Below are 23,584 nucleotides of genomic sequence, written 5' to 3'. Positions count from 1 at the left end.
TCCTGGGGGACGGTGCGCGGGCGGGGTGGAGTGGGGTGGTGTGGGGGTCAGCGGTAGGTGGCTCGGGTGCGGATGCGGGAGACACCGAGGAGGACGAGGAGGGTGGTGGCCATGAGGGCCACGGCGAGGGCGGCGCCGGTGAAGAGGGCGCCGCGGTCGGTGGCGGCGAAGATCTGGACGGGCAGCGGCATCCAGTCCGGGGGGTAGAGCATCATCGTGGCGCTCAGTTCGCCCATGGACAGGGCGAAGCACAGGCCGGCGGCGGCGGTCAGGGACGGCAGCAGCAGGGGGAGTTTGACGCGCCACAGGACGTAGGCGGGTCGGGCGCCGAGGCCGGCGGCGCTCTGCTCGTAGGCGGGGTCGAGGCGGGCGAGCGCGGCGGTCACGGACTGGTAGGCGAAGGCGGTGACCAGCACGGTGTGGGCGGTGATCACGATCTGCGGGGTGCCGTTGAGGAGGAACGGGGGGCGGGAGAAGGCGACGAGGAGGGCGAGGCCGACGACGACGGAGGGGACGGCGACCGGCAGGAGGAAGAGGGCGTCGAGGATCCGGCGGGCGCGCCGGCCGAGCTTTTCGGCGGCCAGGGCGGCCCAGGTGCCGGTGGTCAGGGCGGCGAGGCTGGCGGCGAGGGCGGTGAGGACGCTGGTGGTCAGGGCGGTCAGGGCGTCGCCGTGCGCGATGTCCTGATAGTGCGTCAGGGTCGGGCCGGAGGGGAGGGCGCCGCTCCAGCCGTCGGCGAAGGAGGCGGCGGCGATGACCAGCAGGGGGAGGGCGAAGACCGGGACGAAGAGGAGGAGGAACACCGCCCAGATGGTCCGGCGGGCGGCTGCGCTATGGACGAGCACGGTCGGCGCCTCCGGTGGCGAGGGCGGGGACGGGGGCGGGGGTGTGCGCTGCGGTGGTGTGGTGGGCAGCGGCCGGTTGCCGGGCGGGCTTGCGGCGGGTGGCGGTGCCTGCGGTGCGGGCCATGACCGTCCGGTAGAGGGCGTAGAGGGCGGCGGACAGTGCGATGTTGATGACCGCGACGACGCAGGCGCCGGTGTAGTCGCCGTCGAGGATCGCCTTGGTGTAGACGAGCATCGGCAGGGTGACGACGTTCTTGGCGCCGGTGAACAGCACGATCCCGAATTCGTTCAGGCACATGACGAGCACCAGGGCGCCGCCGGCGGCGAGCGAGGGCAGTGCCTCGGGCAGGATCACCGTCCGCACGATGCGTCCCGGGCGGGCGCCGAGCGAGCCGGCGACTTCCAGTTGTGCGGTCTCCACCTGCGCGAACGCGGCGAGCAGGGGGCGCATCACGAACGGGGTGAAGTAGGTGACCTCGGCCAGCAGGACGCCCCATGGGGTGTGCAGGAAGTCCAGGGGGCCGTGGGTGGCGCCGGTGAGGTCCGTCCACAGGCCGTTGGCGATGCCGACGGTGCCGTAGAGGAACAGCAGGGCGAGGGTGATCAGGAAGGAGGGGAAGGCCAGGAAGATGTCGATGAAGCGGGCCAGTGCCCGGCCGCCGGGGAACGGGACGAAGGCGATGACCAGGGAGAGCAGCAGGCCGAGGAGGAGCGCGCCGAGGGTGGCGCCGGCCGCGATCAGCACGGTGTTGGTCAGCGCGTCCTGGAAGGAGGTGGCGGCGAGGACGGTGGTGTAGGGGGTGGTGGACGGCCCGCCGCCACTTTCGGGGGTGAGGGACTGGCGGACCACCAGGGCGAGCGGGTAGAGGAACACCAGCGCGAGGGCGGCGACGGGTGGCAGGGCCCACAGGGCGGTGGTCCGGGTGCGGCGGGGCCCGGTGTCCGGTGTGGTGCGGTCAGGCATGGTGCGGTCCGCCGTCCGCCGGGTCGGTCGGGGTGTTCGCCGGGGTGTCGGGCCGGGCCGCGGGCTGGAGGTCGGCGGGGATGAGGGCGGCGTCCTGGGGGGCGAAGTGCAGGGTGAGTTCGGTGCCCAGTGGTGGGGTCTCGCGCAGTTCCCGCAGGTCGGCCATGAGGCGGTGGCCGTCCACCGTGAGGTGGAGCCGGTGGGTGGCGCCGCGCCACTGGACCTCGGTGACGGTGCCGCGCAGGGTGTTGCCCTGTGGGTCGGGGGCGGTGCCGAGGCCGAGGAGGTGCGGGCGGATGCAGAGGGTGGCGGTGGCGCCGGGGGTGGCGTCCCCGGTGGGGACGGTCAGGTGGCGGCCGGCGAACTCGACGCCGTCGGCGCGCACGGTCACCGGCAGCAGGTTGGCGGTGCCGACGAAGGATGCGGTGAATGCGGTGCGCGGCCTGCGGTAGAGCTGGTGCGGGGTGCCGCACTCGCGCAGCCGGGCCGATTCCAGGACGGCGATCCGGTCGGCGAGGGTGAGTGCCTCCACCTGGTCGTGGGTGACGTAGAGGATGGAGACGTGCGGCAACTCGCGGTGCAGGTGGGCGAGTTCGGCGAGCATGTCGGAGCGCAGCTGGGCGTCGAGTGCGGACAGCGGCTCGTCGAGGAGGAGGACGCGGGGGCGGATGGCGAGGGCCCGGGCGATGGCGACGCGCTGCTGCTGGCCGCCGGACAGTTCCCGGGGGTGCCGGTCGGCGTAGCCGGCCATGCCGACCATGTCCAGGGCTTCGGCGACGCGGCCGGGGATCTCGGCGCGCGGGGCCTTTTGTGCTTTGAGGCCGAAGGCGACGTTCTCGGCGACCTTCATGTGCGGGAAGAGCGCGTACTGCTGGACGACCATGCCGATGCCGCGCTTGTGGGGCGGCAGGTCGGTGACGTCGTGGCCGCCGATCAGGACGCGGCCGGAGGTCGGGCGGACGAATCCGGCGACGGCGCGCAGGGCGGTGGTCTTGCCGGAGCCGGACGGGCCGAGCAGGGCCATCACCTCGCCCGGTTCGACGGTGAGGTCGAGGGAGTCCAGGGCGGTGGTGCGGCCGTGGGCGACGGTGACGCGGTCGAAGCGGATGCCGGAATCCGTGGACGACACCGACGGCACTGACGACACTGACGGCACCGACGACCCGGCTGACCCGGCCGGGGCGGCGGGTCGGGCGGAGGCGTAACGGGAGGTGTCGCCGCGTAGCGGCGCCGTTGAGGGGTGGTGGCCGGGCGACGGGAGGGCCATGGGGGCGGGCATGTCACACCACTCCCAGCAGGGCGGGCAGTTCGGCGACCGAGTCCAGGACGTGGGTGGCGCCGGCGGCCCGGAGCTGCGCGGTGTCGTGGGCGCCGGTGCGTACTCCGGCGACCACCGCGGCGCCGCTGCGGCGTCCGGCGATCATGTCGTAGGAGGTGTCGCCGGCGACCGCGATCTGCGCCACGTCGTCGGCGGCGCCGGTATGCAGCAGGGCGGTCAGCACCATGTCGGGGTAGGGGCGGCCGCGTCCGCCGGCGTCGGCCGGGCAGAGGGTGCGGGCGACGAGGTCGCGCCAGCCGAGGGCGTCGAGGATGGCGTCCTGGGTGACCCGGGCGAATCCGGTGGTGAGGACGACGGTGCGGCCGGCGGCCTGGAGGGCCTCGATGGCTTCGCGGGCGCCGGGTACGGGGGCGATCCGGCCGGCATCGACGAGGGTGCCGTAGGCCGTCTCGAAGGCGCGGTTGGCGCGCTGGGCGGCTTCCTCGGTGGCCCGGGGGTCGCCGTCGGGGTCGGCGAACAGGTGCCGGAAGACGGAGATCTTGGATTCGCCCATGGTGGCGCGTACGTAGGCGAGTTGCTCGGCGTGCCGGGGGGTGCCGGGTTCGACGCCCATCCGGCGGGCGGCGGTGTCGAAGGCGAGCTCGACGAGGCCGCCGTCGGCGACGGTGGTGCCGGCCATGTCCAGGACGACGAGCCGGATGTCGTCGGTGTGCGGGGCGGGGTGTGTCAAGGGGCTCACCATCCCAGTGCGTTCACGGTGGTTTCGGCGATGGCCGGGGAACAGGTCATGCCGCGTCCGCCGGGTCCGGTGATCAGCCAGACGCCGTCGCGGACCTGCTGGCGGTGGACGACGCGGCTGGTGTCGGTGCACTGGGCGTAGACGCCGGCCCAGCGGTGGCGGATGCGGGGCAGCGGGCGGCCCAGGATCGTCTCGACGACTCCGGCGAGGTGCTCGTAGGGCTCCTCGACGGTGTCGAAGGCGAACGGGGTGTCGTATTCGTGGGTGTCGCCGATGGTCAGGCCGCCGTCGGCGCGCTGGACCATCAGCAGTTGCATCTTGTGGGCGGCGGCGGTCGGGGTCTGTGCCTGGTCGGCGTTGAGGGCGTCCAGGGCGTCGCCGCGGTAGGCGGGGTAGTAGCGGAAGCTGTCGGCGTCGGCGACGGAGGTGGTCAGCGGTTCGCCGAGCGGGTCGGTCTGCATCATCTGCAGGCGCACCCGGCGCACCGGCAGGTCGGGGACGAGTTCCCGGACCAGGCCGCCGAGCCAGGCGCCGGTGCACAGGATCACCGCGTCGCCGTGGTGGGTGGCGCCGTGGTCGTCGCGGACCGCGCGTTCGCCGACCACGTCGCGGACCTCGCGGCCGCCGAGGTAGGTGTAGCGGCCGGATGCCGACAGGGCTTCCTTGAGGGCGCGTTGGGCGACGCGGGGTTCGACGGCGGCGTCCCGTTCGCACCACAGGGCGGCGGTGAAGTCGCCGCGCAGTGCGGGGTTGAGGGCGCGGGCCCGGTCGGCGTCGAGGAGCCGGTAGCCGCGGGCGGTGGCGTCGGGGCGGCGGGTGGCGGCCTCGGCGACGGCGTATTCGGTGTCGTTGCGGACGACGGTCAGTGAGCCGATGGCGCGGAAGCCGATGCCGGGGACGCGGGCGCCGATGCCCTCCCAGAGTTCGCGGGCACGCAGGGCGGTGTCCAGTTCGGCGCCGCCGGCCCGGCCGCTGACCCAGATCTGTCCGAAGTTGCGGACCGAGGCGCCGCGGGCCTCGGCTTCCCGTTCGATGTGGAGGACTTCGTGGCCTCGTTCGACTGCGTGCCAGGCGTGCAGGGTTCCCAGCACGCCGGCTCCGACGACTATGACTCGCATGCCCCAGACGGTCGCGTCGGCGGGTGGCCCGCGGGGGACGATTCGGCGACGCGTCGGTTAACACGCGCTCAAACTTGGCCTAGACCCGTTATCTTCCCGTGACATGGCGGGCGGAGGTCCGCCGTCGTCCGGCCCGCGGCGGGCCCGTCAGGAGTCCCGGGCGCCACCCAGGTGCGTGGTGAACGAGAACCGGTCGCCCCGGTAGAGGGAGCGCACCCGTTCCAGCGGGCGGCCCTCGGTGTCCCGGGACAGCCGGTGGATGAGCAGCATCGGCAGCGCGCCGGGCGTCCCGATCAGCAGCGCCTCGCGCGGGGTGGCCAGGACCGTCTCCAGACGTTCGTCGGCGTCCCCGAAGCCGATGCCGAGCCGCTCGTGGAGGTAGCCGTAGAACGACGAGTCCGGCTCGAAGTCGGCGGCCAGGTCCGGGACTCGGGACACCGCGACATAGGTGCTCTCCAGGCCGACCCGCTCGTCGTCGGCGAGCAGCACCCGCTCCATGTGCCAGACCGCGTCGCCGGCACTGACGCCGAGGTCGCGGGCGAGCGCCGGCGGGCTGGGGAAGCGGTCCAGCGAGACCAGGTGCCGGCCGGGCGTGCGGCCCTGACGGCGGACGCCCTCGGTGTAGCTGGCGAGGGAGAGCGGCTGCTCCATCTTGGGTCCGGCGACGACCGTGCCGCGGCCCATCCGGCGCAGGCGCCCCTCCAGCACCAGTTCCCGCAGGGCCTGGCGCAGTGTCTCGCGGGACACCTCGAACCGCAGCGCCAACTCGCGTTCGGTGGGCAGCGGTTCGCCCTCGCCCAGCTCCTCCAGCAGGGCGGCGATGTCGACCTTCGCCGCGTAGTACTTGGGAATGCGTCCGTGCTCGGGAATGCCGGACCGGACGGGTGCGCCAGGATCCTGGCCGTACGGAAACTCCACCCGGCGATCTTCGCACCAGCGGCGGACCGGGGGGCCGGCACCCTCGGCACTCCTCTTCCGCGTGGCGGACAGGCCCTAGGGCCTGTCCGATGGGCCAGGGTCGGCAAGGCCGTGGCGTCTGGTGCGGTGCATCGCAAGGCGCCGGAGCGGCTCGATAGCGGAGCTATTGGGGCGTTTCGGCAACGCGGCGAGGTGCCGTACCAGACGCCGCGGACCCGGCCATGACCCATCGGACAGGCCCTAGCGGAACAGTCCGGTCAGCACCAGCTCCGCGGCGCCGTCCGCGACGGTCCGGGCCCCGCCGCGGGCCCGTTCCACCGGCACCGCGGGCGCGGCCCCGGGGTCGCCCCCGGGCGCCGGTCGGCCGCGCAGGGCCGCGTGGTCGGCCAGCTCCCGGGCCACGCCGTCCCGGAACACCTCCGGGTGCGCCAGGACGGTGCGGCCGCCGAGCAGCACCCGGTCGACGTCGAGGAGTTCGACGAGGTTGGCCGCGGCCACGCCCAGCACCCGGGCCGCCGCCGGCAGATCGCCGCGGGCCACCGCCGCCAGGCACAGCGCCTCGACGCAGCCGCACCGCCCGCAGCCGCACCGCGGCCCGTCCAGCTGCAGCACCTGGTGGCCGAACTCGCCGGCGCCGGTGTGCGGTCCGCGGTAGAGGCTGCCGCCGAGGACCAGCCCGGCGCCGAGCCCGGTCCCCAGGTGGAGGTAGGCGAACGAGGCGCCGCCGACCTCCTCCGGCGCCCGGCTGAGGCCGAGGGCCGCCGCGTTGGTGTCCTTGTCGAGGACGACGGGCAGGCCCAGGCGCGCGGCGAGCGCCTCCCGCAGGGGGAAGCCGTCCCACTGGGGGGCGCCGGTGACCTGGCGCAGGACGCCCGTGGCGTGGTCCAGCGGCCCGGGGCAGGCCACCCCCGCGCCGAGCACCGGCGGCCCGCCCGCCGCCTCCCGCAGCGCCGCGACCTCGCCGGCGGTGGTGGTCAGTACGGCCTCGGCGCCGGCGCCGAAGTCCAGCGGCGCGCGGCGGACCGCGGTCGGCCGGCCGGCGAGGTCGGCCAGCACGCAGACGATCTCGTCGCGGTCCAGGTGGACGCCGACGGCGTGCCGGGCGCCGGGGACCAGCCGCAGCACGGTGCGGGGCTTGCCGCCCGTGGAGGCCCGGCGGCCCGCCTCGGCGACCAGGCCGTCGGCCCGCAGCCGCGCGGTGATCTTGCTGACCGCCTGCGGGGTGAGCCCGGTCCGCTCGGCCAGCTCCAGCCGGCTCGCGCCCTCCTCCCCCGCCGCGCGCAGCAGCCCCAGCAGCAGGGCGGCGTTGTGCCCGCGCAGGGCGAGGAGGTTGGCGCCGGGCGCGGCGGCGCCGTCCGGGCGGGCGCCGATGTCCGGACGGTCGAGGTCGTGGTCGTGGCTCACCCCTCCATTCTCCGCACTGCTTGCACTTTGGCAACAGCGTTGCGAAAGTGGAGGGCATGAGCGACCCCGAAGCACGCACCGCCCCCCACCGCGTCGGCCTGATCGGCTACGGCCTGGCGGGCTCGGTCTTCCACGCCCCGCTGATCGCCGCCACCGACGGGCTGGTGCTCGACACCGTCTCGACCCGCAGCCCCGACCGGCAGGCGCAGGCCCGCGCCGAACACCCGCAGGTCCGCGCGGTGGCCACCGCCGAGGAGGTGCTGGACCGGGCCGCCGCCGGCGACCTCGACCTGATCGTGCTGGCGTCGCCGAACAAGACGCACGTCCCGCTCGCCACCGCCGCCCTGGAGGCCGGCGCCGCGGTCGTCGTCGACAAGCCGCTGGCCGCCACCGCCGCCGAGGCCGAGCGACTCGCCGCGCTCGCCGACCGCCGCGGGCTGCTGCTCTCGGTCTTCCAGAACCGCCGCTGGGACAACGACTTCCGCACCGTGCGCAAGCTGCTCGCGGACGACGCGCTGGGCGAGGTCCAGCGCTTCGAGTCCCGCTTCGAGCGCTGGCGGCCCCGGCCCAAGGGCGGCTGGCGCGAGTCCGGCGACCCGGCGGAGCTGGGCGGACTCCTCTACGACCTCGGCAGCCACCTCGTCGACCAGGCCCTGACCCTCTTCGGCCCCGCGGTCTCGGTCTACGCCGAGGCCGACATCCGCCGCCCGGGCGCCGAGGCCGACGACGACACCTTCCTCGCCGTCACCCACGCCGGCGGCGTCCGCTCCCACCTGTGGGTGAGCGCCACCACCGCCCAACTCGGGCCGCGCTTTAGGGTGTTGGGCAGTCGCGCGGGCTATGTGAAGTACGGCCTGGACCCGCAGGAGGCCGCCCTGCGGGCCGGCCGGCGCCCGGACACCGAGGGCGCCGCCTGGGGCGTGGAACCCGAGTCCGACTGGGGCCGGCTCGGCGCCGGAGAATCGCCGGTGACCGGCGGCGGACAGCCCGTCCCGACCCTGCCCGGCGCCTACCCGGCCTACTACGCGGCGATCGCGCGGGCCCTGCGCGAGGGCGGCGCGCCGCCGGTGACCGCCACCGAGGCCGCGGCGGCGCTACGCGTCCTGGAAGCCGCCAAACGCTCCGCCGCACAGGGCGTCACGGTCCGGATCGGAGCCGGTTCATGACGGCCCCCGGCACCGCCCACGGGCCCGACGAGGTCCGCGAACTGGCCGCCCAGGAGGAACGGCTGGTCCTGGACACCTTCGGCAACGACGAGGCGTGGGAACTGGGCTCCCTGCTGGTCGGACTGGCCCGGGAGCGCGGCGCCGCGGTGACGATCGGGATCCGGCGCGGCGCCCAACGGCTCTTCCACTGCGCGCTCCCGGGCACCTCCGCCGACAACGACGCCTGGATCGACCGCAAGTCCGCCGTCGTCGAACGGTACGGGGAGTCCTCCTACCTGGTCGGCGCCCGCTTCCGCGCCAAGGGCCGCACCTTCGAGGACTCCTCGCGCCTCGACCCCGACCGCTACGCCGCACACGGCGGGGCCTTCCCGATCCGCCTGCGCGGGACGGGAGTGATCGGCGTGGTCGCGGTGTCCGGCCTGCCCCAGGCCGACGACCATGCCCTGGTGGTCGAGGCCCTGGAGCGCCACCTGACAACGAGCTGACACCCGCACCGACCCACTCACGCCAGCCCCACCGGCCCGCTTCCCACCCCGCAACGGGAGGTGACGGGCCGGAGGGGCAGGGGGTGTCCGGACGTGAAGCGCAGCAGTCCGGACACCCCCTGCCCCGCAGGCCCGTCACCGCACCCATCGACCACCGCGCCGCAGGCGCACAAGACGAACCCCCACGGCGGGACAGCCGACAACGCGGGAAGCCGGCCAAGCGCAGCGAACGGGCGGATCAGGCCAACCGCAACGCCTGCCGTTGACGCCCCAACCCGTCGATCTCCAGCTCCACCACATCGCCCACCCGCAGGTACGGCTTGGGCTCGGGCTGCCCCATCGCCACCCCCGCCGGGGTACCGGTGTTGATCACGTCGCCCGGGTAGAGGGTCATGAACTGGCTGACGTAGCGGACCACTTCGGCCACCGGGAAGATCTGCTCGGCGGTGGTGCCGTCCTGCTTCAGTTCCCCGTTGACCCACAGCCGGATGCCCAGCGCCTGCGGGTCCGGTATCTCGTCGGCGGTCACCAGCCACGGGCCCAGCGGGTTGAACGTCTCGCAGTTCTTGCCCTTGTCCCACTGGCCGCCGCGCTCGATCTGGAAGGCCCGCTCGGACACGTCGTGCGCCACCGCGTAGCCGGCCACGGCCGCCAGCGCCTGCTCGTCGTCCTCCAGGTAGCGGGCGGTCCGGCCGATGACGACGGCCAGCTCCACCTCCCAGTCGGTCTTCACGCTGCCGCGCGGGATGAGGACCGTGTCGTCGGGGCCGACGACGGTGTCCGGCGCCTTCATGAAGACGATCGGTTCCTCGGGGGTGGCGGCCCCGGTCTCCCGCGCGTGGTCGTGGTAGTTCAGCCCGATGCACACGACCTTGCCGATCCGGGCGACCGGCGGGCCGATCCGCAAACCGGCGGTGTCCCGTACGGGCAGGTCGCCGGCGGTCACGGCGGCCCGGACGGCGGCCAGCGCGGCGTCGTCCGCGAGCAGCGCGCCGTCGATGTCCGTGACCAGGTCCGACAGGTCGCGCAGCAGGCCGGCCTCGTCGAGCAGCGCCGGGCGTTCCGCCCCCACCGGTCCGACACGCAGCAGCTTCATCGTCACAACTCCCGTGGTCGAAGGGTCGGCCCGGGAGGGTCCTCCCCGGCCGGCCGATGGGGGACGGCCATCGAGCGATTTGGCTGATCCTCCAAGAACGGGGTCCACTCCGCAAGACCCCGTTCACGGACTGGACCGTTACTGAGGGGTAGTAACGATCGGGCCGGTGTCGGCGTCGGCCGGACGGCGCTCGGCGTCGGTCCGCCGGCCCGATGTGCCCGCCCGCGCCGCGGTGTTGGCCCTGGCCCGCGCCGCCTTCTGCCGCGCGGCCCGGGTCCTGGGCCCGCCCCGCCGCACCGGCCGCTGGGCCGGGGGCTGCGGTACGCCGTCCACCGACGCCGCCGGACCGCCCGCGGGGGTGCGCTCCCCCTCCACTACCGGCCCACGGCCCTGCTCCGCCTCACGGTCCCCCGCCTGCTTCCCTTCCCCGGCCGCCTCGCGGTCGGCCGCCGGCTTGCGGTCGCGGTGCAGCAGGGCCCGCTCGCAGGCCGTCCAGGTCGTGGTCGTCACCATGTAGAGGCCGGCCGCCAGCGGCACCACGGCCACGGTGAGCAGCGTGCCGAAGGACAGCAGCGGCATCAGCCTGCCCAGGGCGCCCAGGCCCGGGGTCGCGGTGCCCGCGGCGGGCGCCGGGGCCGCGGCCGCCGCCGCCCGGGCGCGCCGGTAGTTCCAGGTGGCGACCGCCGCGATCAGGACGAACAGCGCGAGGTAGACCAGCCCCTGAGGTCCGGTCACGCCGCCGTCGGCGAGGGCCTGCCGCCACGTCCCGCCGAGCGGTGCGCCCAGCAGTGTGTGGCTCAGCAGGGCGTCGTTCCCGCTGGTGAACAGGTGGTACGTCACGAAGAAGACCGGGAGCTGGAGCAGGCTCGGCAGGCAGCCGGCCAGCGGCGAGGATCCCGTCCTGGCGTAGAGGTCGCTGATCGCCTGCTGGAGCCGCTCCCGGTCGTTGCCGTACTTGCGCTGGAGGGCGGCGATCTGCGGGGCGAGGGCGGAGCGGGCCTTCTCGCCGCGGGCCGCGGCGCGGGCGAGCGGGTGCAGCGCGGCGCGGACGCCGAGCGTGAACAGGACGATGGCGGCGGCGGTGGCCGCGGTGCCGAAGAGCGGTTCGATGACATGGGCACCGCGCGCCAGTGCCGCACCGAGGATGTCGAAAACGGACATGGGTGAGCCCTCCACGGGTCTCGTCGTGCCGGAATGGAGAGACGGCGTGACGAGCCGCGCGGGCACGCACCGGCGCAGCGGCAAGGCAGATCGGGTCGAGCCGCATCAGGTCACAGCTGATCGGCTCGGGTCACGTTCACGGTCGTCCCGGGCAGATGCCACAGGACGGTCGGACGTCGAGAGGAGTGCGCCGGAGCGGCTACGCGGCCGCCGGGAGGGCGCGGCCGGGTGCTCGCGGGCGCGGACGGCCGGCGGCGTCGGGGTCGCGCTGTGGCAGGAAGGCCGTACGGCGCTCGCGGTCGCGGATGGCGGTGCGTATCCGGCCCGGTGGGACCGGGCGGGCGACGGCGGCCAGGGCGAGGGCGCTGCACAACAGCAGCAGCACCGCCGAGGTGGTCGCGGCGGCGGCCAGCGACGTCGTCAGACCGCTCTGTTCGAGCAGGAGCTCGGCGAGCAGGAAGAACAGTGCGCTGGTGTAGAGCCGCCAGGCTTCGACGATGCGGTACATCCGGCGTCCCCCTCCCGCGCTCCCCCGCGCGTCGTTCTCGGTGCTCTCGGTCGTCGGTCCGACCGTCCGTCCCAGGGTAACCGCACCCCCGAGCCGCTGCGACAGTCAGTTCGAGAATTCACCCCCGCCGGTGAACGGTACGCCGTCGGCAACCGGGGGCGCACCAGCGGTCGGTGGCCGCACACGGGGCCGGCCGCCGCGGCGTACTGCCACGACGACCGGCCCGCGACGCGCCCCCGCCTCCGGGGCCGCCCTCAGCCGCTGCCGGACGCGGCGGCCCCGGCCCGGGGGAACTCGTCCTCCAGCGCCAGGACTTCGGTGTCCGGCCGGTCGTCGCCGCGCTCCCGCGGGCCGAGCCAGGTCACCGCCAGGGCCACCACCACGTTCACCGCGAGCCCGACGATCCCGGCGTTCACCCCCCACACCGGGTCGTGGCCGCCGAAGACCAGGACGCACACCAGGGCGAAGCCCGCCACCAGGCCGCTCACCGCCGCATACATCGTCAACCGCCGCCACACCAGCCCCAACAGCAGCATCGGCACCAGCTGCGCCATGCCCTCGTACGAGATCAGGGAGAGCCGGACGAGGGTGTTGGGCGCGGTGTAGGTGAGCACCAGCGCGAGCGCCCCGGCGACCACCACGACCACCTGCGACCAGAGCTTCTGACGGGACGCCAGCCGGGGCACCGCGCCCAGTACGCTGCGCCCCCACATCGTGCCGATGACCAGCATGAACACCGCCATCGGCACGATCGAGGAGAGCGCCGCGGCCACCCCGATCACCCCCACCGCCCAGGCCGGCAGGGAGTCCACGACCAGTTTGAACAGCGCCAGGTTGGACCCGGCGCCGGTCAGCCCCGGGACGACGAACAGCGCCGCCAGTCCCAGCAGCATCGGCACGAACAGCAGGACGTTGTAGAAGGGCAGGTACATGGCGTTGCGGCGGAGCACGTCGGCGTTGCGGGCGCCCAGGTAGCCGGCCACGGTCGTCGGGAAGATCACCACGGTCAGGGAGTTGATCAGGGTGGTGGTGATGAACCACGACTGGCCCAGGCCGCCGGAGGCGTGGCCGGGGAAGGTCAGCCACTGCGGCTTCTCGGCGACGATCCGGTCCAGGAACGGGCCGTAGCCGCCGAAGTAGTGCAGCGGGACGTAAACGGCGAGAAACCCGAGCGTGGCGATGACCAGCACGTCCTTGAGGACCGACACCCAGGCGCTGCCGCGCAGTCCGCTGACGACCACGAAGCCGGTGGTGACCGCGAAGCCGATGAAATAGGCCCAGTCGAGGCTGATCGTGCCGTAGGAGATGGTCGAGACGACCACGCCCATGCCGGTGATCTGGAGCTGGATGTAGGGCAGCAGGCAGACGGTGGCGAGGACGGCGACGGCGGCGCCGAGCCACGGCCGGCGGTAGCGGTGGGCGACGATGTCGGTGATGCCGACCAGGCCGTGCCGGCGGGCGTAGGCCCACAGCATCGGGCCGACGACGTAACCGATGGCGTAGCCGCAGGACATGTAGGCCAGGACGTAGAGCACGGGGGCGCCGAAGTTGTAGCCCCAGCCGGCCGCGCCGAGGTAGCTGAAGCTGGTGTAGCTCTCGCCGGCCATCAGCACCCAGATGAAGACGGTGCCCAGGCTGCGGCCGCCCACCGACCACTCGGTGAGGCCGCCGCCGGATCCCCGGCCGCGGACCGCGAGCAGTCCCAGGACGACGGTCAGCACCATGAACGCGGCGAAGATCGCGGTGGCGACGGTGGCGTTCACGCGCGCCCCCCGGTCAGCCCGTCGTCCCGGCCCCGCTTGTGGTCGCCGCGGCGTGCCAGCCACACCGACACCGGGGTCAGCAGCGTGGCGAGCAACATCCAGAAGAAGAGGAACGGCAGGCCGAGGACGGTCGGGGTGACCCGGTTGACGAGCGGCAGCACCACCAGGAACAGCACATACGGCAGCAGCAGCCAGAGCAGCGCGGGGCGCTTTCGGGATCCCGGGGGCGGGCCGCCGGGGGACTGGTTTCGCACGTGGGAAGAGCCTAGGCCCTGTCGTCGGGGTGGGGTAGGCACCGGGGCGGCCCCCGCCCGAGCCCCACCACCGACCGACGACCGACCGACGACCACGCACCCGTCTCCCGCCCCGCGACGGGAGGGGCGGACCTACCCGAACACCTGAGAGACGCTGTAGATGCACAGCCCCGCGAGGGCGCCCACGACCGTGCCGTTGATGCGGATGAACTGCAGGTCGCGGCCGATGTGCGCCTCGATCTTCCGGGAGGTGTGCTCGGCGTCCCAGCTCGCGACGGTTTCGGTGATCAGGGCGGTGATCTCGCTCCGGTACGTCGTCACCACGTAGACGGCGGCGCCCTCCAGCCAGCCGTCGACCTTGTCGCGCAGCCGCCCGTCGGCGGCCAGCCGGCCGCCCAGGGACAGCAGCGCCGCGCGCACCCGCAGCCGCAGTTCGCTGCGCTCGTCCTCGGCGGCGGCCACGATCATCGCGCGGACCGCGCCCCAGGCGGAGGCGATCAGGTCCTGCACCTCGCCGCGGCCCAGCACCTCGGACTTGAGCCGTTCGACCTTCTCCCGGGTGCCCGGGTCGGACCGCAGGTCGGCGGCGAAGTCGGTCAGGAAGCGGTCCACCGCGCCGCGCGCCGGGTGCTCGGGCATGTCCCGCATCTCGGTGACGAAGCGGAGGAGCTCCTTGTAGACCCGGTCGCCCACCTTGCGGTCGACGAACCGGGGGGTCCATCCGGGGGCGCCGCCGGAGACCGCGGCGACCACCGAATCCCCGTGGTCGACCAGCCAGTCGTGGGCGCGGGCGCAGACCAGGTCGACCACCCGGGTGTGGCCGCCCTCGGCGACGATCTTCTCCAGCAGGGAGCCGATGCCGGGCGCGATCTCCTGGGCGTCGGCGCGCCGGGTGATGGCCTCGCCGACCACCGCCTGGACGTCGGAGTCGCGCAGCACGGTCAGCGCGCCGCGCAGCGCGGTGGACAGCTCGGCGGTGACCCGGTCGGCGTTCCGCGGCTCGGCGAGCCAGTGGCCGAGCCGGGCGGCGATGCCGACCGACCGCAGCCGGCGGCGGATCACCTCGCCGGAGAGGAAGTTCTCCCCCACGAAGTCGCCCAGGCTGCGCCCGAGTTGGTCCTTCTTGGTGGGGATGATCGCGGTGTGCGGGATCGGCAGACCCATCGGCCGCTTGAACAGCGCGGTGACCGCGAACCAGTCGGCCAGCGCGCCGACCATGCCGGCCTCCGCGGCCGCCGCCACGAAGCCGGTCCAGCCACCCGCACCGGCCGCGCCGGCCCACTTCGCCAGGACGTACACCGCGGCGACGGCCAGCAGCAGGCCGGTCGCCAGGGCCTTCATCCGGCGGACGCCCTGCCGCTTCTCCTCGTCGGCGGCGCTGTAGCGGAAGCCGCCGGGCGCCGGCCGGCCGCCCGGCGCGCCGCCCGCCGCGGGCACCGGCTGCGCGGTCCGCGTCCCCTCGCTCCCCTCCGTATGGGTGCGTTCCATCCGTTCCACCACTCCCACCGTCTCCCCCGTCCTGCGTACGCCGTCGGGTCCGCGGCGCCCGTGCCGTCGAGTTCCGTCCATACCCGGCCGTACGCCCGTATGTGTCCCACAGTGCCCTACTCCCGGAACGCGGCACGAGTTCCCCGCGCCCGGGACACCCGATGCGGAGCAGGGCACCGGGCGGCCTCCGGGGGGTACGTGGGATCATTGACCACCGGCCGGAACGCGACGGCGCCGCTGTTCACCGGGCGTCCTCGGCCCGCCGCCCGCCCCCAGTCCGCCCGGAGCGTGCAGCTCCGCCAGCCCCCAGGAGACGCCTGCGGCATGACCAGACGTGTGGGTTACACCCTGCTCGCCGGCCTGGTGGCAGTGGTGGTGCTGATCTCGGCGGCGATATTCGTCGGCTTCGACGGCACCCCCGGCATCCGAGGCGGCGCCCCGAGCGAGCCGCAGACCTCGGCCGCACCGGCGGTTTCCGGCCAGTGGGTCGGCACCTGGTCGGCGGCCGTGGCCGCGGCCGAGCCCGGCACCCAGGACGGCTACGCGCAGATGTCGATCAGGAACGTCGTCCACACCAGCGTCGGCGGGTCCGGTGCCCGGATCCGGCTGTCCAACCTCTACGGCACCCGCCCGCTGCCGTTCAGCCATGCCTCGCTCGCCCTGTCGGCCGGCAGCGGCAGCCCGATGGCGGCGGCCGGGAGCATGCGCCGGCTCACCTTCGACGGCAAGCCGTCGGTGACCATCCCGGTCGGCGGCGAGATCACCAGCGACCCGGTCCGGCTGGCCGTGCCCGGCAACGCCGACCTGCTGGTCACCATGTACTCCCCGGCCCCCTCGGGACCGGCGACCTACCACCCCTACGCCCGCCAGACGTCCTATCTGGCGCGCGGCGACCACACCGAGGACGCCCCCGGCACCGCCTACACCGAGCAGAGCCCCTACTGGCGCTATCTGACCGGCGTGGACGTGCTGAGCACCCGGGCGCGCGGCGCGGTGGTGGCGGTCGGCGACTCGATCACCGACGGCATCACCTCCACCCCGGGCGCCAACCACCGCTGGACCGACTTCCTCGCCGCCCGGCTGCGCGACGAGCCGGGCGCTCCCCGCTACGGCGTCCTCAACACCGGCATCAGCGGCAACCGCCTGCTCACCGACAGCAACCGCCTCTCCCCCACCAACGGCCCGAGCCTGCTCTCCCGTCTGGACCGCGATGTGCTGTCCCGTACGGGGGTGAGGGCGGTGGTGGTCGAGATCGGCATCAACGACCTGTTCAAGACCCCGCGCCAGCTCGATCCGGAGAAGGTCGTCGCGGGCATGCGGGAGGTGGTGCGGCGGGCGCACGCCCACGGGCTGCGGGTCACCGGCAGCACCCTCACCCCGTTCGGTGGGCACCGCGGGTACTCCCACCAGCTCAACGCGGTACGCGAACGGGTCAACCGCCTGATCCGCTCCGGCGGCGTCTACGACGAGGTCGTCGACTTCGACCGGGCGCTGCGCGACCCGGCGCACCCGCTGCGGCTGCTGCCGGCATACGACTCGGGCGACCATCTGCACCCCAGCGACGCCGGTTACCGCGCGATGGCCGACGCGGTGGACGTCGACCAGCTCCGGCAGGCCGCGCCCGCCGCGCTCTGACCGCCACGGACCGGCCGGGCGGACGGGCCCGATGGCCCCGGTGGACCCGGTGCCCCGGGTCGGTGCGGTGCCATGCCGTGCGCGCCGTGCCGTGCCGTGTGGCGAAACCGGTCAGTCCAGTTCGCGGCGCACCCGGCGCTCCTCCTTCAGCCGCCGCCGCTCCTCCTTGCGCTCGGCCTTCAGGCGCCGCTCCTCGTCCTTGGGCAGCTTGCGCTCCACCCCGACGCCGCCCATCAGGGCCACCCCCGAGACGATCACCCGGGGCGCCCCGGGGTGGCCGGGGATCCCGTCCTCCTCGGAGTCGAAGCCGCCCATGATGCCCAGGCCGCGGATCTCGACCTCGACGCCCGGCGGCACGATGACGTTGACCCCGCCCATCACCGCGAAGACGTCGATGCGGACCTCCGGCCCGGCGAAGTCGGCCTCGCGCAGGTCGAGTTCGCCGCCGCCCATCAGGCACAGCGCGGTGAACCGGCGCCCGATCGTCCACCGGCCCTTGCGCTCGAAGCCACCCATGACCGCGATGCCCGTCGTGGAGCCCTTGGCGTCCTCGCGGATCCGCTCGGACCAGACCGTCACCGCTCCGCCGGGCGCCGGTTCCTTGCGGAGCGACAGCGGTTGCGCGGGCGCTGCGGCCACCGGCAGGTCGGCGGTGATCTTCTCCAGCTCCCCGTACGTACGGGCCTGGTGGGTGGCGTCGAACCGCTCGTCGAACTCCGCCATGTCCAGCCGGCCCTCGGCGAGGGCGTCCCGCAGGATCTCGACTACCCGGTCGCGGTCGGCGTCGGAAGCACGAAGCTGAGGGAGCCGTTCGTCAGTCATACGGACAGATTAGGGCCTGCCCGGTGAATCAGGGGCGAGACGGGTCGGGCGCCACCGGGGCCGCCCCGCCCGGGTCGCGGCGGGCGGCGCCCCCGCCCGCGTACAACTCGGCGATCAGGGCCTCGATGTCCGGTTCGCGAACCGCCAGGTCCACCAGCGGATAGCGCGCCGCGATCGCGGTCACCAGGGGTGCCGCGCTCCGCTCGGCCGGGAACGCCAGCCACTGCCGCGGGCCCTCCACCTTCACCGTGCGGGCCCCGGGAACGCCCTCGATCGGCGGGAGTTCCTCGGCCAGGTCCACCACCAGGGTGCGCTCGCCGTCGGCGGCGGCGCGCAGCCCGGCCAGGTCCCCGTCAAAGACCAGCCGGCCGTGGTCGATGACCATCACCCGGCGGCACAACTGCTCGATGTCGGTGAGGTCGTGGGTGGTGAGCAGGACCGTGGTGCCCCGCTCGGCGTTGGTCTCGCGCAGGAACGAGCGGACCTTGGCCTTGCTGACGACGTCCAGACCGATGGTCGGCTCGTCGAGGTAGAGCACGTCGGGGTCGTGCAGCAGCGCCGCGGCGATGTCGCCGCGCATCCGCTGGCCGAGCGAGAGCTGACGGACCGGGACGTCCAACAGCGGTGCCAGGTCGAGGAGTTCGATGCAGCGGTCGAGGTTGGCGCGGAAGGCGGCGGGAGGGACCCGGTACATCCGGCGGACCAGCTCGTAGGAGTCCTTCAGCGGCAGGTCCCACCACAGGGTGGTGCGCTGCCCGAAGACCACGCCGATGCGGCGGGCGAGGCGGGTGCGTTCCCGATGGGGGTCGATGCCGGCGACCCGCAGCCGGCCGCCGCTGGGCACCAGGATGCCGGTCAGCATCTTGATGGTGGTGGACTTCCCGGCGCCGTTGGGGCCGATGTACCCGACCATCTCGCCGCGCGGCACCTGGAAGGTGAGGCCGTCGACGGCTCGCACCTCGTGCCGGGTGCGGCGCAGCCGGCCCGCCCGGCGGCGGACGGTGAAGACCTTCTCGACGCCGGCCAGCTCGATCAGCGGCTCCGCGGCCACCCCGTCCGTCACGACAACTCCCTTTCCCCTGCGCTTCGTTGATCCTGTGTTCGGCGTCCGACATGTGGTGTTCCGATGTCAGCTGCCGGTGCTGCGGTAGGCGCGGACGCCGCACCGCCAGGCCAGCGCCGCGCCGGCGACCATCAGGGCGGCCACGGCGGGCCCCAGGAAGGCGGTCCAGGGCGGCAGCCCGAGCGGGTAGGGGCGGCCCAGCAGCCACAGTGCGGGCAGCCAGTTGACGAAGGCCAGCGGGACGATGAAGGTGACCCCGCGGACCAGGTCGCGGGCGAACACCGTCGGCGGGTACTGGAGCAGCGCGTTGCCGCCGTAGGTGAGGGAGTTCTGCAGCTCGGCGGCGTCCTGCGCCCAGAACTGGAAGGCCGCCCCGGCGGTGAAGACCGCGCCGAAGATCACCGCGCCGCACACCACCGTCAGCGGCACCATCAGGATCCGGCCGGGCGTCCAGTCCACCTCGATCCGGCCGGTCGACCAGAGCAGCACCAGCAGCCCCTGGGAGGTGCGGCCCAGGCGGCGCAGCGCGAACCGGTCCGCGGCGATCTGGGCGTAGACCGGTGCGGGGCGCAGCAGCAGGGTGTCGAGGGTGCCGTCGCGGATCCGGGCGCCGAGCCGCTCGGCGTTGCCGACCGCCAGGTCCGCCAGGCCCAGCGAGAGGCTGCAGGTGCCGTAGAGGAAGGCGACCTCGGGGAGGGCGAAGCCGCCGAGCGCGTGGACGCGGGAGAACATCAGCAGCAGCGCGACGAAGTCCAGTGCGCTGGAGGCGAAGTTGCCGAACGTCATCAGGACGAACGACGTCCGGTAGGCGAGCGTGGAGCGCACCCACATCCAGGCGATCAGGCCGTAGGCGCGGACCCCGTCCCCCAGGATCCGCAGCCGGCCGTCCGCCGCCCCGTCGGACCTAGCCACCGTGGACCACCACCTTGCGGGTGGCGGCGGACTGCAGCAGCCGTCCCAGCGCCAGCAGCGCCGCCGCCCAGGCCGCCTGGAACGCCAGCCCGCGCAGCAGCGCCCCGCCGGTCCGCGCGCCGATCAGGACGTCGGCCGGCACCTGCAGGAGCGCCGCCCACGGCAGCAGTTGGGCGACGTCGGACAGCCCGTCGGGGAAGACCCGCAGCGGCAGCACCATCCCGGAGAAGAACATGCCGGACAGGCCGCTGATCATGGCCAGTCCCGAGCTGTCCAGCAGCCAGAACGTCGACAGCGCGACGAGGTAGCGCAGCGCGAAGCTGACCACCACGCCCAGCAGCGCCGACAGCAGGAACCAGCCCCAGGTCAGCGGGTCGCCGGGAAGTGCCAGCGGGAAGGCCAGGGCGCCCACCGCCATCGGTGCCACGCCGCGCCCGAACAGCTGGATGCCGGCCCGGCCCAGATCCGCGGCGAGCCACCACAGCTGGAGGTCGGCGGGCCGGTAGAGGTCCACCGCGACGTCGCCGCTGCGGATCCGCTCCTGGAGTTCGGACAGGCCGCCGGTGGCGATCATGGCGACGGCCAGCAGCGCCTGGCCGGCCCAGACGAAGGTCAGCGCCTGCGCCGGGCCGTAGCCGCCCAGGTGCGGCCGCTGGTCCCACAGGGCGAGGTAGGCGTAGGCGATGATGAAGCCGAAGACGGTGTTGGTGACGATGCCCGCGGCGGTGGCGGCGCGATAGGTGGCGTACCGCCGGAAGCTGCCGGCCGCCACCGCCATGTACAACACGCCGTGCTCCCCGCGCTCTTGGTCGGTCCCGTCCGGGGGCGTGCGGGCGGGAAAGCACCGGAGCCTAAGGTGCGCCCGCGGCGGGCACCATCGATTTATCACTCGTTCGGGTGAGGCGAGGGCGCCATTCGGCCTGTCACCGGGCGGACGCGGGTGCGCGCCACCCCTGGCGACCGGGACACATGATGCGAAAGTTGCCTACCGGGCGTCAGTTGCCTTTTCCGGCATAGCGCATGGACCACCGCACACCGCACGGCATCCGCAACCGCACCGGAACGGCCGCACCCCGGTACGACGCCGGTCCCGACACCCCACCGGTCCTGACACGACACCGCTCCGCCGCGGTACAACCTCCGGCGGTGGCCGAGGAGTCACACAGACATGAGCGACGACGCGCGGCACGACGGCACGGGCAGCGAGCACGGCGAGACCGGCGAGACCGGCGAGGCAGCCGCCGACCGCCCCCGGCGCACGGGCTGGCGCCGGCTCGTGCCGACCTGGCGGGTGGTGGTGGGGGGCGTGCTGCTCTTCCTGCTGCTGATCGTGGGCGGGCTGACCGCCGGCTACCTCCTCGTCGGCATCCCGCCCGCCAACAGCGCCGCGAAGGCGCAGAGCAACGTCTACCTCTACTCCGACGGTACGGAACTGGCCCGCGACGGCGACGTGAACCGCGAGAACGTCCCGCTCGGCCAGGTGCCCAGGACCGTCCAGCGGGCCGTACTGGCCGCCGAGGACCGGGACTTCTACTCGGAGTCCGCGGTCGACCCGGCCGCGATGCTGCGCGCCGCCTGGAACACCGTTACAGGCAAGGGGAAGCAGTCCGGCTCCACCATCACCCAGCAGTACGTCAAGAACTACTACCTCGGCCAGGAACAGACCCTCACCCGCAAGGCCAAGGAGTTCTTCATCGCCATCAAGCTGGACCGCGAGGAGAGCAAGGACGAGATCCTCCAGGGCTACCTCAACACCAGCTACTACGGCCGCAACGCCTACGGCATCCAGGCCGCCGCCCGGGCGTACTACGGCAAGGACGTCGGCGCGCTCACCACCGCCGAGGGCGCCTACCTCGCCGCCCTCCTCAACGCCCCCAGCGCCTACGACATCACCGCCCACCCCGAGAACCGACCGCGCGCCGTGGCCCGTTGGAACTACGTCCTGGACGGCATGGTCAAGCAGAAGTGGCTCGGCCGCGCCGAACGCACCGCGATGGCCTTCCCCGCCCTCACCCGGGCCCCCGCCTCCGCCGGCCTCTCCGGCCAGCGCGGCTACCTCGTCGAAGCGGTCCGGGACTACCTCACCGGCCACGACATCCTCGACGACGGCACCCTGCGGGCCGGTGGCTACCGCATCACCACCACCATCGACCACAAGCGGCAGAACGCCTTCGTCAAGGCCGTCCGCACCCGGCTGATGGACCAACTCGACGGCCACCGCACGGTGGACGGCTACGTCCGGGCCGGCGGCGCCTCCATCGACCCCGCCACCGGCCGGGTCGTCGCCCTCTACGGCGGCATCGACTACGCCAAGCAGTTCGTCAACAGCGCCACCCGCCGCGACTACCAGGTCGGCTCCACCTTCAAGCCGCTCGTCTTCGCCTCCGCCGTCCAGAACGAGTCCGTCACCCAGGACGGCTCCCCGATCACCCCCAACACCGTCTACGACGGCACCAACAAGCGGATGACCGTCAGCCACGGCCACCCCACCGGCTTCGCCCCCGGCAACGAGGACGACCGCTCCTACGGCCCGATCACCGTCACCGAGGCCACCGACAAGTCCGTCAACGCGGTCTACGCGCAGATGGGCATCGACGTCGGCCCGGACACCGTCCGCAAGACCGCGGTGGCCCTCGGCATCCCCGCCGACACCCCCAGCCTCGCCACCTCCCAGGGCGCCATCTCCCTGGGCACCGCGACGCCCAGCGTGCTGGACATGACCCAGGTCTACGCGACCCTGGCGCACCACGGCCGGCAGCGCCCGTACACCCTGATCGACCACGTCACCAAGGCCGGCGAGGCCATCGACCTGCCGGAGCGCGAGGAGACCGCCGCCGTCGAGCGGGCCGCCGCCGACACCACCACCCAGATGCTGCGCAGCGTCGTCGAGGGCGGCACCGGCACCGCCGCGCAGGCCGCCGGACGCCCGGCGGCCGGCAAGACCGGCACCGCGGAGCAGGACAAGGCCGCCTGGTTCGCCGGCTACACCCCCGACCTGGCCACCGTCGTCGCCGTCCTGGGCCAGCACCCGGAGACCGCCGTCCAGGAACCGCTCTACGGAGTCGCCGGGCGGGACCGCCTCAACGGCGGCGACTTCCCCGCCCAGATCTGGGCCGACTACACCGCGGCGGCGCTGGCCGGCCGCCCCGCCCGCGACTTCGACCTCCGGCTCCAGGACGGCGCCGAGCCGAGCCCGTCCGCCGTGCCGTCCGCCGACGACTCGGAGTCGGCGAGCGATTCGGCCTCCCCGAGCACCGGCCCGACCGACAGCGCCACGCCCACCGGCAGCGGGGCGCCGACCGGCACCGGCGCCCCCACCGGCCCGACCGGCCGACCGACCCTCCCGCCGACCCCCACCGAGGTGCCGACCACCGCCGAGCCCACCGAGGAGTTCCCGACCGTGGGCCCACCGGACGCCGACGACTACGCGCAGCGGTGGACCGGCGGCTAACCGCCGGCGAGCGGGGCCGGCCGGTGAACCTCAGTGGCCGGACGTCGCCTTCAGGCCGACGACGGCGACCAACAGCAGACAGATGAAGAAGATCCGGGCGGCGGTCGCGGGCTCGCCGAGCACCAGCATCCCGACCACCGCCGCGCCGGCCGCGCCGATGCCGACCCAGACGCCGTAGGCGGTGCCGATGGGCAGGGTCCGGGCCGCGTAGGAGAGCAGCACCATGCTGACGACGATGCCCGCGCCGGTGGCGACACTGGGCCACAGCCGGGTGAATCCGTCGGTGAACTTCATGCCGATCGACCAGCCGACCTCCAGCAGGCCGGCGACGACGAGCAGGATCCATGCCATGACGGCACCTCCGTGAAAGGACTTCAACAGGGGTGCGTCGTCTTGTCCTGACCCGGTACGGCGCGTCTCGTCGGGTTGCCACCGAGGCTAGCAAAGGGCTCCCCCGCAGGTGGTGACGCGGATCACCACCCGTGAGGGAGCCCCTCCGGCACGGATACGGCG

Annotated in this window: 22 protein-coding genes and 1 riboswitch; of the genes, 4 read left to right on the top strand and 18 right to left on the bottom strand. The window is 73.8% G+C overall.

What is annotated here, in order from left to right; all coding sequences use genetic code 11:
* Nucleotides 1-47: 47 nt before the first annotated feature.
* The 7 genes from SNOUR_RS25080 to SNOUR_RS25050 form a co-directional block, all read right to left on the bottom strand.
* Nucleotides 48-845, bottom strand: coding sequence for an ABC transporter permease (locus SNOUR_RS25080; RefSeq protein WP_067351168.1), 798 nt, complete (start codon nt 843-845; stop codon nt 48-50).
* Nucleotides 832-1,809 carry a 2-aminoethylphosphonate ABC transporter permease subunit gene (locus SNOUR_RS25075; protein ID WP_067351165.1) on the bottom strand — a complete coding sequence of 326 codons (978 nt, stop codon included), beginning with the start codon at nt 1,807-1,809 and terminating at the stop codon, nt 832-834. Before SNOUR_RS25075 ends, SNOUR_RS25080 begins: the two co-directional genes overlap by 14 nt.
* On the bottom strand, nt 1,802-2,938 hold the full coding sequence (locus SNOUR_RS25070; RefSeq protein ID WP_067358726.1) for an ABC transporter ATP-binding protein: 1,137 nt from the start codon (nt 2,936-2,938) through the stop codon (nt 1,802-1,804). The genes SNOUR_RS25075 and SNOUR_RS25070 overlap by 8 nt, the downstream gene beginning before the upstream one ends.
* Before the next feature lie 151 nt (nt 2,939-3,089).
* Nucleotides 3,090-3,830, bottom strand: coding sequence for a phosphonatase-like hydrolase (locus tag SNOUR_RS25065; RefSeq protein ID WP_067351159.1), 741 nt, complete (start codon nt 3,828-3,830; stop codon nt 3,090-3,092).
* Entirely contained in the window at nt 3,824-4,945 is a 1,122-nt protein-coding gene (locus tag SNOUR_RS25060) for a TIGR03364 family FAD-dependent oxidoreductase (RefSeq protein ID WP_067351156.1), read from the bottom strand. Before SNOUR_RS25060 ends, SNOUR_RS25065 begins: the two co-directional genes overlap by 7 nt.
* A gap of 147 nt (nt 4,946-5,092) precedes the next feature.
* Nucleotides 5,093-5,863 carry a GntR family transcriptional regulator gene (locus SNOUR_RS25055; RefSeq protein WP_067351154.1) on the bottom strand — a complete coding sequence of 257 codons (771 nt, stop codon included), beginning with the start codon at nt 5,861-5,863 and terminating at the stop codon, nt 5,093-5,095.
* Between the two features lie 240 nt (nt 5,864-6,103).
* Nucleotides 6,104-7,267 carry an ROK family transcriptional regulator gene (locus SNOUR_RS25050; protein ID WP_376738545.1) on the bottom strand — a complete coding sequence of 388 codons (1,164 nt, stop codon included), beginning with the start codon at nt 7,265-7,267 and terminating at the stop codon, nt 6,104-6,106.
* Nucleotides 7,268-7,323: 56 nt separating this feature from the next.
* Here SNOUR_RS25050 and SNOUR_RS25045 point away from each other — a divergent pair, with 56 nt between their 5' ends.
* Together SNOUR_RS25045 and SNOUR_RS25040 are read left to right on the top strand one after the other, a co-directional pair.
* Nucleotides 7,324-8,433 carry a Gfo/Idh/MocA family oxidoreductase gene (locus SNOUR_RS25045; protein WP_067351152.1) on the top strand — a complete coding sequence of 370 codons (1,110 nt, stop codon included), beginning with the start codon at nt 7,324-7,326 and terminating at the stop codon, nt 8,431-8,433.
* The gene (locus SNOUR_RS25040; protein WP_067351149.1) at nt 8,430-8,918 is read left to right on the top strand and encodes a heme-degrading domain-containing protein; all 489 of its coding nucleotides are present in this window, start codon (nt 8,430-8,432) and stop codon (nt 8,916-8,918) included. Before SNOUR_RS25045 ends, SNOUR_RS25040 begins: the two co-directional genes overlap by 4 nt.
* A 238-nt stretch (nt 8,919-9,156) precedes the next feature.
* Here SNOUR_RS25040 and SNOUR_RS25035 read toward each other — a convergent pair whose 3' ends face one another.
* The 6 genes from SNOUR_RS25035 to SNOUR_RS25010 all read right to left on the bottom strand — a co-directional run bounded on the left by SNOUR_RS25035 (nt 9,157) and on the right by SNOUR_RS25010 (nt 15,188).
* On the bottom strand, nt 9,157-10,014 hold the full coding sequence (locus SNOUR_RS25035) for a fumarylacetoacetate hydrolase family protein (protein ID WP_067358723.1): 858 nt from the start codon (nt 10,012-10,014) through the stop codon (nt 9,157-9,159).
* A 138-nt stretch (nt 10,015-10,152) separates the two neighbouring features.
* Nucleotides 10,153-11,175: a YidC/Oxa1 family membrane protein insertase gene (locus SNOUR_RS25030; protein WP_067351147.1), complete on the bottom strand. Its 1,023-nt coding sequence runs from the start codon at nt 11,173-11,175 to the stop codon at nt 10,153-10,155.
* A 199-nt stretch (nt 11,176-11,374) separates the two neighbouring features.
* Complete coding sequence (locus tag SNOUR_RS25025; RefSeq protein ID WP_067351144.1) at nt 11,375-11,683, bottom strand: DUF6412 domain-containing protein; 309 nt, start codon at nt 11,681-11,683, stop codon at nt 11,375-11,377.
* A gap of 254 nt (nt 11,684-11,937) precedes the next feature.
* Nucleotides 11,938-13,446, bottom strand: coding sequence for a sodium:solute symporter family protein (locus tag SNOUR_RS25020; protein ID WP_067351142.1), 1,509 nt, complete (start codon nt 13,444-13,446; stop codon nt 11,938-11,940).
* Nucleotides 13,443-13,700, bottom strand: a complete 258-nt coding sequence (locus SNOUR_RS25015; RefSeq protein WP_067351140.1) for a DUF3311 domain-containing protein — start codon at nt 13,698-13,700, stop codon at nt 13,443-13,445. The genes SNOUR_RS25020 and SNOUR_RS25015 overlap by 4 nt, the downstream gene beginning before the upstream one ends.
* Nucleotides 13,701-13,832: 132 nt before the next feature.
* Complete coding sequence (locus SNOUR_RS25010; protein ID WP_067351138.1) at nt 13,833-15,188, bottom strand: DUF445 domain-containing protein; 1,356 nt, start codon at nt 15,186-15,188, stop codon at nt 13,833-13,835.
* A gap of 324 nt (nt 15,189-15,512) precedes the next feature.
* Between SNOUR_RS25010 and SNOUR_RS25005 the strand changes: the two genes are divergently transcribed.
* On the top strand, nt 15,513-16,823 hold the full coding sequence (locus tag SNOUR_RS25005) for an SGNH/GDSL hydrolase family protein (protein WP_067351135.1): 1,311 nt from the start codon (nt 15,513-15,515) through the stop codon (nt 16,821-16,823).
* 111 nt (nt 16,824-16,934) lie between these two features.
* On the opposite strand, the gene SNOUR_RS25000 is transcribed toward SNOUR_RS25005, so the two are convergent.
* From SNOUR_RS25000 to SNOUR_RS24985, 4 genes are all read right to left on the bottom strand, one after another.
* Nucleotides 16,935-17,645, bottom strand: coding sequence for a DUF1707 SHOCT-like domain-containing protein (locus SNOUR_RS25000; RefSeq protein ID WP_067351132.1), 711 nt, complete (start codon nt 17,643-17,645; stop codon nt 16,935-16,937).
* Nucleotides 17,646-17,673: 28 nt separating this feature from the next.
* Nucleotides 17,674-18,708, bottom strand: a complete 1,035-nt coding sequence (locus SNOUR_RS24995) for an ABC transporter ATP-binding protein (protein ID WP_067351130.1) — start codon at nt 18,706-18,708, stop codon at nt 17,674-17,676.
* Between the two features lie 66 nt (nt 18,709-18,774).
* A complete protein-coding gene (locus tag SNOUR_RS24990) occupies nt 18,775-19,539 on the bottom strand; it encodes an ABC transporter permease (protein ID WP_067358721.1) in 765 nt (254 codons plus the stop codon).
* Nucleotides 19,540-19,612: 73 nt separating this feature from the next.
* On the bottom strand, nt 19,613-20,407 hold the full coding sequence (locus tag SNOUR_RS24985) for an ABC transporter permease (RefSeq protein WP_067351127.1): 795 nt from the start codon (nt 20,405-20,407) through the stop codon (nt 19,613-19,615).
* Between the two features lie 381 nt (nt 20,408-20,788).
* Between SNOUR_RS24985 and SNOUR_RS24980 the strand changes: the two genes are divergently transcribed.
* Nucleotides 20,789-23,071, top strand: a complete 2,283-nt coding sequence (locus SNOUR_RS24980; protein WP_067351125.1) for a transglycosylase domain-containing protein — start codon at nt 20,789-20,791, stop codon at nt 23,069-23,071.
* 30 nt (nt 23,072-23,101) lie between these two features.
* On the opposite strand, the gene SNOUR_RS24975 is transcribed toward SNOUR_RS24980, so the two are convergent.
* Complete coding sequence (locus SNOUR_RS24975) at nt 23,102-23,422, bottom strand: DMT family transporter (RefSeq protein ID WP_039636118.1); 321 nt, start codon at nt 23,420-23,422, stop codon at nt 23,102-23,104.
* A gap of 31 nt (nt 23,423-23,453) precedes the next feature.
* Nucleotides 23,454-23,515: riboswitch (guanidine-III (ykkC-III) riboswitch) on the bottom strand.
* Nucleotides 23,516-23,584 lie beyond the last annotated feature (69 nt).

The organism is Streptomyces noursei ATCC 11455 (assembly GCF_001704275.1).
Lineage (GTDB): Bacteria > Actinomycetota > Actinomycetes > Streptomycetales > Streptomycetaceae > Streptomyces > Streptomyces noursei.
The sequence above is the reverse complement of the archived record's forward strand: the minus strand, read 5'-3'. Positions and strand labels throughout refer to the sequence as shown.